Annotated in this window: 17 protein-coding genes; 13 read left to right on the top strand and 4 right to left on the bottom strand. The window is 63.7% G+C overall.

Annotated features, from left to right (window positions below):
* Positions 1-26: 26 nt before the first annotated feature.
* Positions 27-392, bottom strand: coding sequence for a hypothetical protein (locus tag APH27_RS00660; RefSeq protein WP_060483726.1), 366 nt, complete (start codon positions 390-392; stop codon positions 27-29).
* Between the two features lie 189 nt (positions 393-581).
* On the opposite strand from APH27_RS00660, the gene APH27_RS00655 reads away from it, so the two are divergent.
* Complete coding sequence (locus APH27_RS00655; protein WP_060483725.1) at positions 582-1,880, top strand: serine/threonine protein kinase; 1,299 nt, start codon at positions 582-584, stop codon at positions 1,878-1,880.
* A complete protein-coding gene (locus APH27_RS00650) occupies positions 1,873-2,703 on the top strand; it encodes a VacJ family lipoprotein (RefSeq protein WP_027918154.1) in 831 nt (276 codons plus the stop codon). The genes APH27_RS00655 and APH27_RS00650 overlap by 8 nt, the downstream gene beginning before the upstream one ends.
* 337 nt (positions 2,704-3,040) lie before the next feature.
* Here APH27_RS00650 and APH27_RS00645 read toward each other — a convergent pair whose 3' ends face one another.
* Complete coding sequence (locus tag APH27_RS00645) at positions 3,041-4,189, bottom strand: patatin-like phospholipase family protein (RefSeq protein ID WP_060483724.1); 1,149 nt, start codon at positions 4,187-4,189, stop codon at positions 3,041-3,043.
* Positions 4,190-4,335: 146 nt separating this feature from the next.
* A complete protein-coding gene (locus APH27_RS00640) occupies positions 4,336-5,271 on the bottom strand; it encodes a lipid A biosynthesis lauroyl acyltransferase (protein ID WP_027918152.1) in 936 nt (311 codons plus the stop codon).
* Positions 5,272-5,382: 111 nt separating this feature from the next.
* Between APH27_RS00640 and minC the strand changes: the two genes are divergently transcribed.
* The 7 genes from minC (at position 5,383) to APH27_RS00610 (ending at position 12,164) form a co-directional block, all read left to right on the top strand.
* Positions 5,383-6,147, top strand: coding sequence for a septum site-determining protein MinC (gene minC / locus APH27_RS00635; RefSeq protein ID WP_060483723.1), 765 nt, complete (start codon positions 5,383-5,385; stop codon positions 6,145-6,147).
* A 100-nt stretch (positions 6,148-6,247) separates the two neighbouring features.
* Complete coding sequence (gene minD, locus APH27_RS00630; RefSeq protein WP_027918150.1) at positions 6,248-7,060, top strand: septum site-determining protein MinD; 813 nt, start codon at positions 6,248-6,250, stop codon at positions 7,058-7,060.
* A gap of 3 nt (positions 7,061-7,063) precedes the next feature.
* A complete protein-coding gene (gene minE / locus APH27_RS00625; RefSeq protein ID WP_003252572.1) occupies positions 7,064-7,318 on the top strand; it encodes a cell division topological specificity factor MinE in 255 nt (84 codons plus the stop codon).
* Between the two features lie 179 nt (positions 7,319-7,497).
* On the top strand, positions 7,498-8,133 hold the full coding sequence (locus tag APH27_RS00620; RefSeq protein WP_027918149.1) for an RluA family pseudouridine synthase: 636 nt from the start codon (positions 7,498-7,500) through the stop codon (positions 8,131-8,133).
* 168 nt (positions 8,134-8,301) lie between these two features.
* On the top strand, positions 8,302-9,591 hold the full coding sequence (locus tag APH27_RS00615) for a M18 family aminopeptidase (protein ID WP_027918148.1): 1,290 nt from the start codon (positions 8,302-8,304) through the stop codon (positions 9,589-9,591).
* A 207-nt stretch (positions 9,592-9,798) separates the two neighbouring features.
* Positions 9,799-9,966: a hypothetical protein gene (locus APH27_RS26525; protein ID WP_165837385.1), complete on the top strand. Its 168-nt coding sequence runs from the start codon at positions 9,799-9,801 to the stop codon at positions 9,964-9,966.
* Between the two features lie 44 nt (positions 9,967-10,010).
* Entirely contained in the window at positions 10,011-12,164 is a 2,154-nt protein-coding gene (locus APH27_RS00610) for a mechanosensitive ion channel family protein (protein WP_060483722.1), read from the top strand.
* A gap of 38 nt (positions 12,165-12,202) precedes the next feature.
* On the opposite strand, the gene APH27_RS00605 is transcribed toward APH27_RS00610, so the two are convergent.
* A complete protein-coding gene (locus tag APH27_RS00605) occupies positions 12,203-12,916 on the bottom strand; it encodes a UTRA domain-containing protein (protein WP_060483721.1) in 714 nt (237 codons plus the stop codon).
* 317 nt (positions 12,917-13,233) lie between these two features.
* On the opposite strand from APH27_RS00605, the gene APH27_RS00600 reads away from it, so the two are divergent.
* From APH27_RS00600 to APH27_RS00585, 4 genes are all read left to right on the top strand, one after another.
* The gene (locus APH27_RS00600; RefSeq protein ID WP_027918145.1) at positions 13,234-14,298 is read left to right on the top strand and encodes an ABC transporter substrate-binding protein; all 1,065 of its coding nucleotides are present in this window, start codon (positions 13,234-13,236) and stop codon (positions 14,296-14,298) included.
* A 160-nt stretch (positions 14,299-14,458) separates the two neighbouring features.
* Positions 14,459-15,265: an alkaline phosphatase family protein gene (locus tag APH27_RS00595; protein WP_027918144.1), complete on the top strand. Its 807-nt coding sequence runs from the start codon at positions 14,459-14,461 to the stop codon at positions 15,263-15,265.
* Positions 15,262-16,101: an ABC transporter permease subunit gene (locus APH27_RS00590; RefSeq protein ID WP_027918143.1), complete on the top strand. Its 840-nt coding sequence runs from the start codon at positions 15,262-15,264 to the stop codon at positions 16,099-16,101. The genes APH27_RS00595 and APH27_RS00590 overlap by 4 nt, the downstream gene beginning before the upstream one ends.
* The gene (locus APH27_RS00585) at positions 16,091-16,885 is read left to right on the top strand and encodes an ABC transporter permease (protein ID WP_060483720.1); all 795 of its coding nucleotides are present in this window, start codon (positions 16,091-16,093) and stop codon (positions 16,883-16,885) included. The genes APH27_RS00590 and APH27_RS00585 overlap by 11 nt, the downstream gene beginning before the upstream one ends.
* The last annotated feature ends 1 nt before the right edge of the window (position 16,886 follow it).

Below are 16,886 nucleotides of genomic sequence, written 5' to 3'. Positions count from 1 at the left end.
CGCTCCTACAGAGATTGTGCATTTCTTCAGGCAACGGTTTGCCGCACCAGCCGCAACCCCGCCAGCACCACCACGAACACCGCAATGCTGGCGGTATACAGCACCAGGGCAGGAATGCCGAACACCAGCGCCAGCACCGCCAGCCACCACCCGACGCGCCCGGTAACTGCCTGCGCGAGCAAGGCCAGCCCGAGCCCGGCCCAGGCCATCACCTGGAAGTGAATGCCCAACCCCAGCAGCGCGCGTACCTGGCACTGCCAGTGGTCGCCTGGCACCGCGCACAACCCGACCCACTGTCCATCTTCCATCAACCCATAGCGCACGCCATAACTGGCCGCGAGCCAGAGCGCCAGAAACATCAGCAGTAGAGCGGCCGGCAGCGATCGAGACATCCCATTCTCCAATAGCGGTAATCGAAATCATCCATGATCACCCAAGCACAGTTCTAAGGCAAAATCACAACCCTGCAGCTATGTTGCAGATAACAAGCACACCAAAGGCCCCCGCACTTGGCAACTTTGCCAAGGCAGCCGTGGTCCTAGCCTGCGTACTGCACGACCTTGAACCTTCTGGGGGAATACATGCTTCGATTTTGGCGCCTCGCCGCCCTTCTTGGCGGCCTGCTCATGGCTGCGGCCGCTTCGGCGCGGGATATCGACGCCGCGAGCTACGGCTACCCCTTGACCAACCCGTTCGAGGCGACCATCGCCACCACGCCGCCGGAGCAGCGCCCAACCCTGCCCAGCGACGATGACATCGACCAGTCCGACTACAGCCTGAACCTGCGCCCGGAGCGCGAGTTCACCCTGCCCGACAACTTCTGGGCGGTGAAGAAGCTCAAGTACCGACTGGCGCGTCAGGACCACGAGGCACCGCTGATCTTTATTATTGCCGGTACCGGTGCGCCCTACTCCAGCAGCATCAACGAATACCTCAAGAAGCTGTTCTACCAGGCCGGCTTCCACGTGGTGCAGCTGTCGTCGCCGACCAGCTACGACTTCATGAGCGCCGCCTCGCGCTTCGCCACCCCCGGGGTCAGCCAGGAAGACGCCGAAGACATGTACCGGGTGATGCAAGCCGTGCGTGCCCAGCACCCGCGCCTGCCGGTCAGCGAGTACTACCTCACCGGCTACAGCCTGGGCGCGCTGGACGCCGCATTCGTCAGCCACCTGGACGAAACCCGGCGCAGCTTCAACTTCAAGCGCGTGCTGCTGCTCAATCCACCCGTCAACCTGTACACCTCGATCAACAACCTCGACAAACTGGTGCAGACCCAGGTCAAGGGCATCGACCGCAGCACAACGTTCTATGAACTGATGCTGGAGAAGCTCACCCGCTACTTCCAGGACAAGGGCTACATCGACCTCAACGACGCCCTGCTGTACGACTTCCAGCAGTCGAAACAGCACCTGTCCAACGAACAGATGGCCATGCTCATCGGCACCTCGTTCCGCTTCTCGGCGGCCGACATCGCCTTCACCTCCGACCTGATCAACCGCCGCGGCCTGATCATTCCACCGAAGTTCCCGATCACCGAGGGCAGCAGCCTGACGCCGTTCTTCAAGCGTGCGCTGCAATGCGACTTCGATTGCTACATGACCGAGCAGGTGATCCCTATGTGGCGCGCCCGCACCGATGGCAACAGCATCCTGCAGCTGGTCAACCAGGTCAGCCTGTATGCGCTGGAAGACTACCTGCACAACAGCGACAAGATCGCCGTGATGCACAACGCCGACGACGTCATCCTCGGCCCCGGCGACATCGGTTTCCTGCGCAAGGTGTTTGGCGATCGCCTGACCCTTTACCCCCATGGCGGCCATTGCGGCAACCTCAATTACCGCGTCAACAGCGACGCCATGCTGGAGTTCTTCCGTGGCTAACAAATTCCTCCTCGCCACCGCACTGCTAGTCGTCGCCGGCAATGCCCTGGCCGCGGAAACCGCGCCACGGGCCAGCGTGATCGAAGCCGACCCGCAGGTGGCCGGCCCCGCACCGCTTTCGCCCGAGGCCGATGGCTTCATCGACCCCCTGCGCGAACTGAAATTCAACCCTGGGCTCGACCAGCGCGAATTCGAACGTTCCACCCTGGAAGCGTTGAACGTGTACGACCCGCTGGAATCGGTGAACCGGCGCATTTATCACTTCAACTACCGTCTCGACCAATGGGTGCTGCTGCCACTGGTCAACGGCTACCAGTACGTCACCCCCAGCTTCGTACGCACCGGGGTGAGCAACTTCTTCAACAACCTGGGTGACGTGCCGAACCTGTTCAACAGCGTGCTGCAGCTCAAGGCCAAGCGCTCGGCAGAAATCACCGCGCGGCTGATGTTCAACACCATCATCGGTGTGGGCGGCTTGTGGGACCCGGCCACCAGCATGGGCCTGCCGCGCCAGAGCGAAGACTTTGGCCAGACCCTGGGCTTCTATGGCGTGCCGGAGGGGCCGTACCTGATGTTGCCGGTGCTCGGCCCCTCGAACCTGCGCGACACCACCGGGCTGGTGGTGGACTATGCCGGCGAGCAGGCGGTCAATTACCTGAACGTGGCCGAGGCCACCAAAGACCACCCGGAGATCTTTGCCTTGCGCGTGGTGGACAAGCGTTACACCACCAAATTCCGCTATGGGCAGCTCAACTCACCGTTCGAGTACGAGAAAGTGCGGTATGTGTATACCCAGGCGCGCAAGCTGCAGATCGCCGAATAAGCGGGCCTGGCCTCTTCGCGGGTAACCCCGCTCCCACAGGGATCACCTCAGGCCAGTGACCTGCGCAATACCTGTGGGAGCGGCTTTGGCCGCGAAGAGGCCAATACATAAGCGGGCCTGGCCTCTTCGCGGGTAAACCCGCTCCCACAGGGATCACCTCAGGCCAGTGACCTGCGCAGTACCTGTGGGAGCGGCTTTAGCCGCGAAGAGGCCAATACATAAGCGGGCCTGGCCTCTTCGCGGGTAAACCCGCTCCCACAGGGGTCACCTCAGGCCAGTGACCTGCGCAGTACCTGTGGGAGCGGCTTTAGCCGCGAAGAGGCCAATACAGGCGGCATCAAATGCCCAGGAACTGGCACAACTCGCGCTTCTTGGCCAGGGCATCGCGCCGCCCCAGTTCGATCAGCTCGCTGCAATAACTGGCCTCGAACAACAGATAGCTCAGCACCCCTGCCCCGCTGGTCCGGGTCGCGCCCGGGCCACGCAGGAACAGGCGCAACGCCGCCGGCAGCTCGCGCCGGTGCCGCGCTGCAATCTCATCCAGCGGTTGGCTTGGAGCCACCACCAGCACCTCGATCGGTGCCAGCCCTAGGCCCCGTGCATCCAGGTGCGCTGGCAACATCCGGCTGAGGTGGTTGAGCCGTTGCAGCAGTTCGATGTCGTCTTCAAGGCTGTCGATAAAGGTGCTGTTGAGCATGTGCGCGCCGATCTGCGCCAGGCTCGGCTGCTGGCCGCTGAACCTGCGCTGCACTGGCATCGGCGCCGCCGGGCGCTGCGGGTTGCCACTGACCCCGACCACCAGCACCCGGCTGGCACCCAGATGCAGGGCCGGGCTGATGGGCGCCGACTGGCGCACCGCACCGTCGCCGTAATACTCGTCGCCCAGGCGCACCGGTGCAAACAGCAGCGGGATCGCGGCGCTGGCCAGCAGGTGATCGATGGTCAACGGCGTAGGCACACCGATGCGGCGGTGGCGCAGCCAGGCGTCGATGGTGCCGCGCCCTTGGTAGAAGGTGACCGCCTGGCCGCTTTCGTAGCCGAATGCGGTCACGGCGACGGCCTGTAGCTGCTCGGCGGCGATGGCGTGGCCGATGCCATCCAGGTCCAGGTGCGAGGCCAACAGCCCCCGCAAGGGGCTGCTGTCGAGCAAGGCCACCGGCACCTGGCCACCGACTCCCAGCAGGCTGTGGCCGACGAAGCGGCTGGCCTGGCGCACCACGCCGGGCCAGTCACTGCGGATGACCAGATGGCTGCGAAAGTTCTGCCAGAACGTGGTGAGGCGCTGCACGGCGTCGTTGAAGCGGGTGGCGCCACTGGCCAGGGTCACTGCATTGATGGCGCCGGCCGAAGTGCCGACGATGACCGGGAACGGGTTGCGGGCGCCGGGTGGCAGCAGCTCGGCAATGCCGGCGAGAACGCCGACCTGATAGGCGGCCCGGGCGCCGCCGCCAGAAAGGATCAGACCGGTTACCGGAGGTGGCGCCATGGATTCCTTCCTGGATCAGCTGTTTTCAGGCCCGGCCCAATCGCCGGCAAGCCGGCCCCCACAGGTATCACACAGCTTTCAAGGCCAGTGGTGTACCTGTGGCAGCTGGCTTGCCGGCGATAGAGCCGGTACAGGCAACACAAAGTTCAGCGTTTTTTCTTGTCATACAGCCGCGGCGCGCCCTCAGGCCGCGACTTGAAGCGCCGGTGCGCCCACAGGTACTGCTCGGGGCATTCACGCAGCACGCCTTCGACCCACTGGTTGATGCGCAGGCAATCGGCCTCTTCGCTCTCACCGGGGAAGCCCTCCAGTGGCGGGTGAATGACCAGACGATAGCCGCTTCCGTCCTCCAGGCGCTTCTGGGTGAACGGAATCACCTGCGCCTTGCCCAGACGGGCGAACTTGGTGGTCGCGGTGACCGTGGCCGCCGGAATACCGAACAACGGCACGAAGATGCTCTGCTTGGCGCCGTAGTCCTGGTCTGGTGCGTACCAGATCGCCCGGCCCGAGCGCAGCAGCTTGAGCATGCCACGTACGTCATCACGCTCCACCGCCAGCGAATCGAGGTTATGCCGCTCACGGCCACTGCGCTGGATGAAGTCGAACAGCGGGTTGCCGTGCTCGCGGTACATGCCGTCGATGGTGTGGGCCTGGCCAAGCAGCGCGGCGCCGATTTCCAGGGTGGTGAAGTGCACCGCCATCAGAATGGCGCCCTGCCCGGCCTGCTGCGCAGCCTGCAGGTGTTCGAGGCCTTCGATGTGAGCCAGGCGCGCCAGGCGGGCCTTTGGCCACCACCAGCTCATGGCCATTTCGAAGAAGGCGATACCGGTGGAAGCGAAGTTGGCCTTGAGCAGGCGCCGCCGTTCGTCGTCGGACAGCTCCGGGAAGCACAGCTCGAGGTTGCGCGCGGCAATGCGCCGGCGCTCGCCGGCCACACGGTACATCAGCGCGCCCAGGGCACTGCCGAGCCACAGCAGGGCACGGTAAGGCAACTGCACCACCAGCCACAGCAGGCCCAGGCCAAGCCACAGGCCCCAGAATCGCGGGTGGAGGAAGTAGGGTCGAAAACGCGGGCGTTCCATTGAAGCTTCCGGCAAGACAAAGACCGGGCATTCTACATCGGATCGGCACCGGTTGCGGCCGACCGGTCTTATCGTTATAAGTCAGGGCACTTTTTTCGCAACAAGCCGTCTATGCAGACCATGAGCCCAAACCACACACCCGACACCGCCTCCGTGTTCCAGCTCAAGGGCAGCATGCTCGCCATCACTGTGCTGGAACTGGGGCGCAACGACCTGGAAGCCCTCGACCGCCAGCTGGCAGCGAAAGTGGCCCAGGCCCCCAATTTCTTCAGCAATACGCCGCTGGTGCTGGCGCTGGACAAGCTGCCAGCCGACGAAGGGGCGATCGACCTGCCCGGGCTGATGCGTATCTGCCGCCACCATGGCCTGCGAACCCTGGCGATCCGCGCCAACCGCATCGAGGACATCGCCGCGGCGATCGCCATCGACCTGCCGGTGCTGCCGCCGTCTGGCGCGCGCGAGCGGCCGCTGGAACCTGAGCCCGAGGTGAAGAAACCCGAACCGGCACAGGCTCCTGTGCCAGCCCCGGAGCCTGTGCAAGAGGTGCGCCCGACCCGCATCATCACTTCACCGGTGCGTGGCGGCCAGCAGATCTACGCCCAGGGTGGCGACCTGATCGTCACCGCCTCGGTCAGCCCGGGCGCGGAACTTCTCGCCGATGGCAACATCCATGTGTACGGCGCCATGCGCGGCCGTGCCCTGGCCGGGATCAAAGGCAATACCAAGGCGCGTATCTTCTGCCAGCAGATGACCGCCGAAATGGTCTCGATCGCCGGCCAGTACAAGGTGTGCGAAGACCTGCGCCGCGACCCGCTGTGGGGCGCCGGCGTGCAAGTCAGCCTGTCCGGTGACGTGTTGAACATCACCCGTCTTTAACGGATACTTGCCGTCATTTTTAGAGCAACTTTTTTATCTGTTGCCGTTTTTTTGCTTTTTGCTGGGACACGTGTCCCGACTTATTTAGGGGTGAAACACCTTGGCCAAGATTCTCGTCGTTACTTCCGGCAAGGGGGGTGTGGGCAAGACCACCACCAGCGCCGCCATCGGCACCGGCCTCGCACTGCGCGGCCACAAGACGGTCATCGTCGACTTCGACGTGGGCCTGCGTAACCTCGACCTGATCATGGGCTGCGAGCGCCGCGTGGTGTATGACTTCGTCAACGTGGTCAACGGCGAAGCCAACCTGCAGCAAGCCCTGATCAAGGACAAGCGCCTCGAGAACCTGTTCGTGCTGGCCGCCAGCCAGACCCGCGACAAGGACGCGCTGACCCAGGAAGGCGTGGAAAAGGTCCTGATGGACCTGAAAGAGCAGTTTGAGTACGTCATCTGCGACTCCCCGGCCGGTATCGAGAAAGGCGCCCACCTGGCGATGTACTTCGCCGACGAAGCCATCGTCGTGACCAACCCGGAAGTCTCCTCGGTACGTGACTCGGACCGCATGCTGGGCATCCTGTCGAGCAAGTCGCGCCGCTCCGAGAACGGCGAAGAGCCGATCAAGGAACACCTGCTGATCACCCGTTACCACCCCGAGCGCGTGGTGAAGGGCGAAATGCTCAGCGTCGCCGACGTCGAAGAAATCCTGTCGATCAAGCTCAAGGGCGTGATCCCCGAGTCCCAAGCCGTGCTCAAGGCTTCCAACCAGGGTATCCCGGTCATCCTCGACGATCAGAGCGATGCCGGCCAGGCCTACAGCGACGCGGTCGACCGCCTGCTGGGCAAAGAGAAGCCGATGCGCTTCATCGATGTACAGAAGAAGGGATTCTTCGAGCGCATTTTCGGGAGCAAATAAACCATGAACCTTTTTGACTTCTTTCGTGGCAGGCAGAAACAGACCAGCGCGTCGGTAGCGAAAGAGCGTCTACAGATCATCGTGGCGCACGAGCGCGGCCAACGCAGCGAGCCGGACTACCTGCCGGCGCTGCAGAAAGAACTGCTGGAAGTGATCCGCAAGTACGTGAACATCGGCAACGACGATGTGCACATCGAGCTGGAAAACCAGGGCAGCTGCTCGATTCTGGAGCTGAACATCACCTTGCCTGATCGCTGATCCGGCTGAAAGTTGGGGCTGCTTTGCAGCCCTTTCCGACTCGTCCGGCGCCCCGGCAAGGCCGCTCCAACAGGAATCGCGTATTCCCTGTAGGAGCGGCCTTGCCGGGGCGTCGGACCGGTCGGAAAGGGCCGCAAAGCGGCCCCAATGGTTTTTCCCGATTTGACCGAGACCCTGCAATGCCGCTGTCCAACATCCAGATCCTCCATGAAGACGCCGCCATTCTGGTGATCAACAAGCCGACTTTGCTGCTGTCGGTCCCCGGCCGTGCCGAAGACAACAAGGACTGCCTGATCACCCGCCTGCAGGAAAACGGCTACCCGGACGCGCTGATCGTGCACCGCCTGGACTGGGAAACCTCCGGCATCATCCTGCTGGCCCGCGATGCCGATAGCCACCGCGAGCTGTCGCGCCAGTTCCACGACCGCGAAACCGAAAAGGCCTACACCGCGTTGTGCTGGGGCCAACCGGCGCTGGACAGCGGCAGCATCGACCTGCCGCTGCGCTACGACCCGCCCACCAAGCCACGGCACGTGGTGGACCATGAACAGGGCAAGCACGCCCTGACCTTCTGGCGCATCGTCGAGCGCTGCGGGGATCATTGCCGGGTCGAGCTGACACCGATCACCGGCCGCTCGCACCAGCTGCGCGTGCACATGTTGTCGATCGGCCATCCTCTGCTGGGTGACCGCCTGTATGCCAACCCCCAGGCGCTGGCGGCCCATGAGCGGCTGTGCCTGCATGCCTCGATGCTGAGCTTCACCCACCCGGTCAGCGGCGAGCGCTTGAAGTTCGAGTGCCCTGCCCCGTTCTGATCTTGCTGGGCCTGTAGCGGCCTCTTCGCGGCTGAAGCCGCTCCCACAGGTATTGCACAGCCTTGAGAGCAGTGCGGTCCCAGTGGGAGCGGCTTTAGCCGCGAAGAGGCCGACACAAATTGTCGACTCAATAGGCTAAACTCGCGCCACTGCTGTCTGGAGTGAGTTATGCGCGAAGCACTGAATACCGGCCTGATTGAATTCCTCAAGGCCTCCCCGACGCCCTTCCATGCCACCGCCAGCCTGGCCCAGCGCCTGGAGGCGGCCGGCTACCAGCGCCTGGACGAGCGTGACAGCTGGGCCACGGTGCCTGGTGGACGCTACTACGTTACCCGCAACGACTCCTCGATCATCGCCCTCAAGCTGGGCAAGCAGCCGCCGCTGCTGAACGGCATCCGCATGGTCGGTGCGCACACCGACAGCCCGTGCCTGAGGGTCAAGCCGCAGCCCGAACTGCAGCGCCAGGGCTTCCTGCAACTGGGTGTGGAAGTGTATGGCGGCGCGCTGCTTGCGCCGTGGTTCGACCGCGACCTGTCGCTGGCCGGGCGGGTCACCTTCCGCCGTGACGGCAAGGTCGAGAGCCAGCTGATCGACTTCAAGCTGCCGATCGCGATCATTCCCAACCTGGCCATCCACCTGAACCGCACCGCCAACGAAGGCTGGCAGATCAACCCGCAGAACGAACTGCCCCCCATTCTGGCTCAGGTGGCCGGTGACGAGCGCATCGACTTTCGCGCCGTGCTCACCGAGCAACTGGCCCGCGAGCATGACCTCAACGCCGACGTCGTGCTGGATTACGAGCTGAGCTTCTACGATACCCAGGACGCTGCGCTGATCGGCCTTAACGGTGACTTCATCGCCGGCGCCCGCCTGGACAACCTGCTGTCGTGCTATGCCGGCCTGCAGGCGCTGCTGGCCGCCGACAGCGACGAGACCTGCGTGCTGGTGTGCAACGACCATGAAGAAGTCGGCAGCTGCTCGGCCTGCGGTGCCGACGGCCCTATGCTCGAACAGACGCTGCAGCGCCTGCTGCCGGACGGCGATGCCTACGTGCGTACCATCCAGCGCTCGCTGATGGTCTCGGCCGACAACGCCCACGGCGTGCACCCCAACTACGCCGACAAGCACGACGGCAACCACGGCCCCAAGCTCAACGCCGGGCCGGTGATCAAGGTCAACAACAACCAGCGCTACGCCACCAACAGCGAAACCGCCGGGTTCTTCCGCCACCTGTGCATGGCCGAGGAAGTGCCGGTGCAGAGTTTCGTGGTACGCAGCGACATGGGTTGTGGTTCGACCATCGGGCCGATCACGGCCAGCCATCTTGGCGTGCGTACGGTAGATATCGGCTTGCCGACCTTTGCCATGCATTCGGTTCGTGAACTGTGCGGCAGCCATGACCTGGCGCACCTGGTGAAGGTGCTGTCGGCGTTCTACCGGAGCCGCGAGCTGCCTTGAGATCCTGGGGGTGCTGTGCACCCCTTTCGCACCACAAGGCCGCTTCGACAGAAATCGCATAGCCGCTGCAGGACCGGCCTTGTGTCGCGAAAGGGCTGCACAGCAGCCCGAGAATTCCTCAGGCCAATTGCTGCTCAGGATCAATCCCCCTTCTGCCCAACCCGCTATGCTTGTTGTATGGCTCCCAAAGCAGAAGGACCGCTGCCCATGTCCCCTTTCCTTTCACTGTTCGTGCCGGTGTTTCTGTTCCTGATGCTGCTGACCATCGGCTTCAGCATGCGCGAGCGCAATATCGGCGTGCTGATGATGTGGATCGGCACGCTGGGCATTTTTGGCCTCACCTGCTGGACGATCCTGGAGAAACTGCCGACATAAACCTCTACACTCGGTCAATCGTTTGACCTGAGGTAGATTTCCCGGTGCCAGCCTTTCTGCGTTGCCTAGCCCTGCTGCTGTTCATCTTCATGTCCCCGTTACAGGCGGCGGGCTTGCCCAGCCTGTTGGGCTCCAGCGCCCCCGCCCAGCCCGAAGCCACCGAGCCACTGGGCAAATCGCTGGACGAGGTGATCAAGAACCTCGAAAACGACCAGCAACGCGCCAAGCTGCTGGCCGACCTGAAGAAGCTGCGCGACGCCACCCAGCAATCGCAACCCACCGTCGAACAGGGTGTTCTGGGCCTGATCGGCGGCGCCCTGCACGACTTTGAAAAGCAGTTCAGCGGTGACTCCAGCCCGTTCTACCGCTGGTCGCAGGAAATCGAACAGGCCCAGGCCGAACTGTCCGAGCTGATCGTGCCGGTGCATCAGTGGCCGGCCATCCTGTTCGGCTTCGCCGCTGTCATTGCGGTATGGAGCCTGCTGGCCTATGCCTTCAACTGGGTGGGCCACCGCGTGCGGGTGCGTTTCGGCCTGACCGAGGAACTGCCGCAACACCCGCGCACCTGGGACCTGGTGCGCTTTGCCCTGCGCAAGCTGGGGCCGTGGCTGGTGGCACTGATCTTCACCGTGTACCTGAGCTTCGCCTTGCCTCCGTCGCTGGGCAAGTCGCTGGCCATGGTGCTGGCCTATGCACTGGTGGTCGGGACCTGCTTCTCGGCCATCTGCGTGATCGCCTTCTCGCTGCTCGACGGCCCCCATCGCCACCGCGCCCTGCACATCCTGCGCCACCGGGCCTTCCGCCCGCTGTGGCTGATCGGCAGCTTCGCCGCCTTTGGCGAGGCCATGAGCGACCCGCGCATGCTGGTCGCCCTGGGTACTCACCTGGCCCATGCGCTGGCGACACTGGCCAATGTCATTGCGGCGCTTTCGTCCGGCCTGTTCATCCTGCGCTTCCGTCGGCCGATCGCCCACCTGATCCGCAACCAGCCGCTGGCCCGGCGCCTGACCCGGCGCACCCTGAGCGACACCATCGAAATCCTCGGCAGTTTCTGGTTCGTGCCGGCGCTGATCCTGGTGGCCGTGTCGCTGTTCGCCACCTTCATTTCCGCCGGAGATACCAGTACCGCCCTGCGCCAGTCACTGATGTGCACCGTGCTGGTGGTGGTGTGCATGGTGCTCAACGGCCTGGTGCGCCGGCACGCCGCCAACCCCAAACGCGCCAGCAAGCGCCAGGCGGTGTATGCCGAGCGCCTGCGCAACTTCGGCTACCTGCTGGTGCATCTGTTCATCTGGCTGGTTTTCATCGAACTGGGGCTGCGCGTGTGGGGGCTGTCGATGATCAGCTTCGCCGAGGGTGACGGCCATGAGGTGAGCGTGCGCCTGCTGGGCCTGGCCGGCACACTGATCGTCGCCTGGCTGGTATGGATCCTCGCCGACACCGCGGTGCACCATGCCCTGGTGCGTTCGCGCCGGGGCCTGGCCAACGCCCGCGCGCAGACCATGATGCCGCTGATCCGCAACGTGATGTTCGTGGTGATCTTCATCATCGCGGTGATCGTCGCCCTGGCCAACATGGGCATGAACGTCACGCCGCTGCTGGCCGGTGCCGGTGTGATCGGCCTGGCCATCGGTTTTGGCGCACAGTCGCTGGTGGCCGACCTGATCACCGGCTTGTTCATCATCATCGAAGACTCGCTGGCGATCGATGACTACGTCGATGTCGGCGGCCACCTGGGCACGGTCGAGGGCCTGACTATCCGGACCGTGCGCCTGCGTGACATCGATGGCATCGTGCATACCATCCCGTTCAGCGAGATCAAGAGCATCAAGAACTACTCCCGCGAGTTCGGCTATGCGATCTTCCGCGTGGCCATCCCGCACAGCATGAACATCGACCAGGCGATCACACTGATCCGCGAAGTGGGGCAAAAACTGCGCAACGACCCGCTGATGCGCCGCAATATCTGGTCGCCTCTGGAATTGCAGGGGGTGGAGAGTTTCGAGTCGGGCTCGGCAATCCTGCGGGCACGGTTCAAGACCGCGCCGATCAAGCAATGGGAAGTGTCACGGGCATTCAACCTGGCGCTGAAGCGTCAGCTCGATGCGGCCGGGCTGGACCTGGCGACGCCGCGCCTGTCGGTGCAGGTGGTCACCGCCGGCGGTGGCGGGATGGCAGAAAAGAGTTCTTCCAGTTAGGGCCCTTTCGCGGGCAAGCCCGCGAAGAATCCAACACCTCAGCCAGCATGGGCGCGGATGCGAATGGCATCGTGCCGCCAATATTCCAGGTCACAGTCGATCAGGCGCCCATGCTGGTCGCTGTTGACCCGGGTGATGTGCAAACCTGGGCTACCCACCGACACCTTCAATGCCCCCGCCGCCTCCACCGGCAAGGCGGTCGGCAGGATTTCAAAGCACACCTGCCCGTACTGGATGCCATACACCCGCCCGTAGATCTCGGTCAGCGACTGCGCCAGGTCCTGATCGAGGATCCCGGGGAAGTACTTCGGGTTCAGATAGTGCTCGGCATACAGCACTGCCCGCCCATCAATGCGCCGCAAGCGGCAGATCCGCACCACGCTGGACAGCGCCGGCAGTTGCAGGCGCGCGCAGATCGCCGCCGAAGCCGGCTGCAGGCGCGCCGAGAGCAATTCGGTAATGGCCACCCGCCCCTGGTCCCGCACCATCGCATGAAAATGGCTACGCTCGATCAGGTCGTAGGTCAGCCGCTGCGGTGCGACGAACCAGCCACGCCGTTCTTCGCGGTAGATCAAGCCCTGGGCTTCCAGCTGCACCAGCGCCTCGCGCAAGGTTATGCGTGTGGTGTCGAACACTTCGCTGAGCTTGCGTTCAGCCGGCAATTTGCCGCCCGGCGCCAGCAGGCCGTGCTCGATCTGCTCTTGCAGCGCATGGCAGATGGCTGTTACCGCACGCGGTGGCGTCGACTGCATCAAAAGGTTACCTATCTGGACTAGTCCAGCCCCATGACGGGGCCTTTGGAGAATAGTGCAAGCCTAGGCAGGGCTGATGAACATCCTGTGACACAGGCTTCGGCCAGGCACTGCCAGAAACGCGCCAAGCCAGCAGAGCCGGGGTGATTGGGTGGTCTACGCTGTAGCTTCAAGGCCTGTGTTGGCCCTGCCCTACATCAAACTGTCACGCAAGCGGCCTACCTTGGCTCAAGCTTTGCTGACCTAGACCAACGGTCAGCAATAACAGCTTCACTCATAACAACGATCGCTAAAGGCACCCACCCAAGGAGCTTCGGATGAAAAAGTTGTTCATGGCGTCACTGCTCGGCTCGGCCATTACCCTGTGTACCTCGGCGATGGCCGCCGGCCCCGACCTCAAGGCCCTGGAAGACGCCGCCCGCAAGGAAGGCAACGTCAACAGCGTCGGCATGCCCGATGCCTGGGCCAACTGGAAAGGCACCTGGGACGATCTGGCCAGCAAGTACGGCCTCAAGCACAGCGACACCGACATGAGCTCGGCCCAGGAAATCGCCAAGTTCGAAGCCGAGAAGGACAACGCCAGCGCCGACATCGGCGACGTCGGTGCCGCCTTCGGCCCGATCGCCGCCAGCAAGGGCGTGACCCAGCCGTACAAGCCGAGCACCTGGGACCAGGTGCCTGAGTGGGCCAAGGACAAGGACGGCCACTGGGCGCTGGCCTATACCGGCACCATTGCCTTCATCATCAACAAGGACCTGGTCAAGGAAGGCGATCGCCCGACCAGCTGGCACGACCTGGAAAAAGGCAAGTACAAGGTCGCGATCGGTGACGTCGGCACCGCTGCCCAGGCCGCCAACGGCGTTCTGGCTGCGGCCATCGCCTACAAGGGTGACGAAAAGAACATCGAGCCTGGCCTGCAACTGTTCACCAAACTGGCCCAGCAGAAACGCCTGTCATTGGCCAACCCGACCATCCAGACCCTGGAGAAGGGCGAGGTGGAAGTCGGTGTGGTTTGGGACTTCAACGGCCTGAGCTATCGCGAGCAGATCGACCCGAAACGCTTCGAGGTGCTGATCCCGTCCGATGGTTCGGTGATTTCGGGCTATACCACCGTGATCAACAAGTACGCCAAGCACCCGAACGCGGCGAAGCTTGCGCGCGAGTACATTTTCAGCGACGCCGGGCAGATCAACCTGGCCAAGGGGCATGCGCGACCAATCCGTGCCGAGCACCTGAAGCTGCCGGAGGATGTGCAGGCCAAGCTGCTGCCCAACGAGCAGTACAAGGCAGCGCAACCGATCAAGGATGCCGCGGCCTGGGAAGCGACCTCCAAGGCACTGCCACAGAAGTGGCAGGAGCAAGTGATCATCGAGATGGAATAAAGGGCTAGCTTTTGTAATCCCTGACCCGGCCCTTTCGCGGGCAAGCCCGCTCCCACAGGTGAATCACTGCCCCTGAGCCTGTGATATCCCTGTGGGCGCGAGCTTGTCGGGGCGCCGAAACGCCACGAAGAGGCCAACGCGATTCAAGACTGGAGCCACCATGCATCACAACGTCATCCTGGTCCTGCTCGACGGCCTCAACTACCAGGTCGCCCACCACGCCATGGGCCACCTGCACGCCTATGTCGAGGCCGACCGCGCCGCGCTGTACCGCGTGGAATGCGAATTGCCGTCGCTGTCACGGCCGCTTTACGAGTGCATCCTCACAGGTGTGGCACCGATCGACAGTGGCATCGTGCACAACAACATCAACCGCCTGTCCAACCAGCGCAGCGTGTTCCACTACGCCCGGGAAGCCAACCTGGGTACTGCCGCGGCGGCTTATCACTGGATGAGCGAGCTGTACAACCGCTCCCCGTTCGACCCGCAACGCGACCGCCACACCCACGCGCCAAAGCTGCCAATCCAGCACGGCCTGTTCTACTGGGACGATCGCTACCCTGATTCGCACCTGCTGGCCGACGGCGAATACCTGCGTCGCCGGCATGCGCCGAACTTCCTCCTGGTGCACCCGATGAGCATCGACGATGTCGGCCACCGCCATGGCCTGGACAGCAGCCAGTACCGCAATGCCGCACGCAGCGCCGACATCCTCTTGTCCGACTACCTGCCGGGCTGGCTCGAAGAGGGCTACCAGGTGCTGGTCACCGCCGACCACGGCATGAACAACGACCGCTCGCACAACGGCCTGCTGGCCGAGGAGCGTGAGGTGCCGCTGTTCGTGTTCGGCGACGCCTTCAGCCTCGACCCGGCCGCCAAGCCGCTGCAGACCGAACTGTGCGGGACCATCTGCGAGCTGCTCGGTGCGGCACACGACAAGACTGTCTGCCGGGAGCTGCTCACGTGAGGGCCGGCAACCGTGGCCGCTACCTGGCCTTGCTCTGCCTGCTGCCGTTCGCGGTGTTCTTCGTCATCTTCCAGATCGCCCCGCTGGCCTGGGTCGCCATCAACAGCCTGCAATCGGAAGCGGGCTGGGGCGTGGACAACTTCAGCAAGGTGTTCGCCTCGAAGTTCTACCTGCAGGCGCTGCAACGCAGCCTGGAGATCAGTTTCTGGTCGAGCCTGTTCGGCATTGTCATCGCCACCCTCGGCGCCTACTCGCTGCGCCAGGTCGACTCGAAGCTGCGCGACTTCGTCAATGCCTTCGCCAACATGACCAGCAACTTCGCCGGGGTGCCGCTGGCCTTCGCCTTCATCATCCTGCTCGGCTTCAACGGTGCGCTGACCCTGCTGCTGAAACAGATCGGCCTGCTGGAAGACTTCAGCATCTACTCCAAGAGCGGCCTGATCCTGGTGTACACCTATTTCCAGATCCCGCTCGGCGTACTGCTGCTCTACCCCGCCTTCGACGCCCTGCGCGAAGACTGGCGTGAATCGGCCGCGCTGCTCGGCGCCAGCCACTGGCAGTTCTGGCGGCACATCGGCCTGCCGGTACTGACCCCGGCACTGCTGGGCACCTTCGTCATCCTGCTGGCCAACGCCCTCGGCGCCTACGCCACCGTGTATGCCCTGACCACCGGCAACTTCAACGTGCTGCCGATCCGCATTGCCGGCCTGGTGGCCGGGGACATCAGCCTCGATCCGAACCTGGCCAGCGCTTTGGCGGTGGTGCTGGTGGGGTTGATGACGCTGGTCACGGTGGTCCATCAATGGCTGCTCAAGAGGAGCTACCATGCGCGCTGAAAAGTCTTCCGCCGGGTTGTACCACCGCGTGGTCGTGTACCTGCTGTTCCTGATCCTGCTGCTGCCGCTGGCCGGCACCTTGCTCTACTCGCTGGCCACCAGCTGGTCGGCCAGCCTGCTGCCCAGCGGCCTGACCTTCAAATGGTACATCGCGCTGTGGAGCGAGCCACGCTTCCTGGCCGCGTTCGGCCAGTCGCTGCTGGTGTGCCTGGGCGCGCTGCTGCTGTCGGTGGTGCTGATCCTGCCGCTGCTGTTCGTGGTCCACTACCACTTCCCGAAACTCGACGCGCTGATGAACATCCTTATCCTGCTGCCGTTCGCGGTACCGCCGGTGGTGTCATCGGTGGGTCTGCTGCAGCTCTATGGCAGCGGCCCGATGGCGATGGTCGGCACGCCGTGGATCCTGATCGGCTGCTACTTCACCATCGCCTTGCCATTCATGTACCGGGCGATCACCAACAACCTGCAGGCGATCAACCTGCGCGACCTGATGGATGCCGCCCAGCTGCTCGGCGCCAGCACCTGGCAGGCCGCCTTGCTGGTGGTACTGCCGAACCTGCGCAAGGGCCTGATGGTGGCGCTGCTGCTGTCGTTCTCGTTCCTGTTCGGCGAGTTCGTGTTCGCCAACCTGCTGGTCGGTACCCGTTACGAGACCCTGCAGGTGTACCTGAACAACATGCGCAACAGCAGCGGCCACTTCAACAGCGCGCTGGTGATCTCCTACTTCGCCTTCGTGCTGGTGCTGACCTGGGTCGCCAACCGCCTGAACAAGGACAAAACCTGAC

It is taken from the genome of Pseudomonas sp. NBRC 111123, assembly GCF_001320205.1.
Classification (GTDB): Bacteria; Pseudomonadota; Gammaproteobacteria; order Pseudomonadales; family Pseudomonadaceae; genus Aquipseudomonas; species Aquipseudomonas putida_J.
Note: the sequence above shows the minus strand (reverse complement) of the source record. Positions and strands in the feature narration are given on the sequence as shown.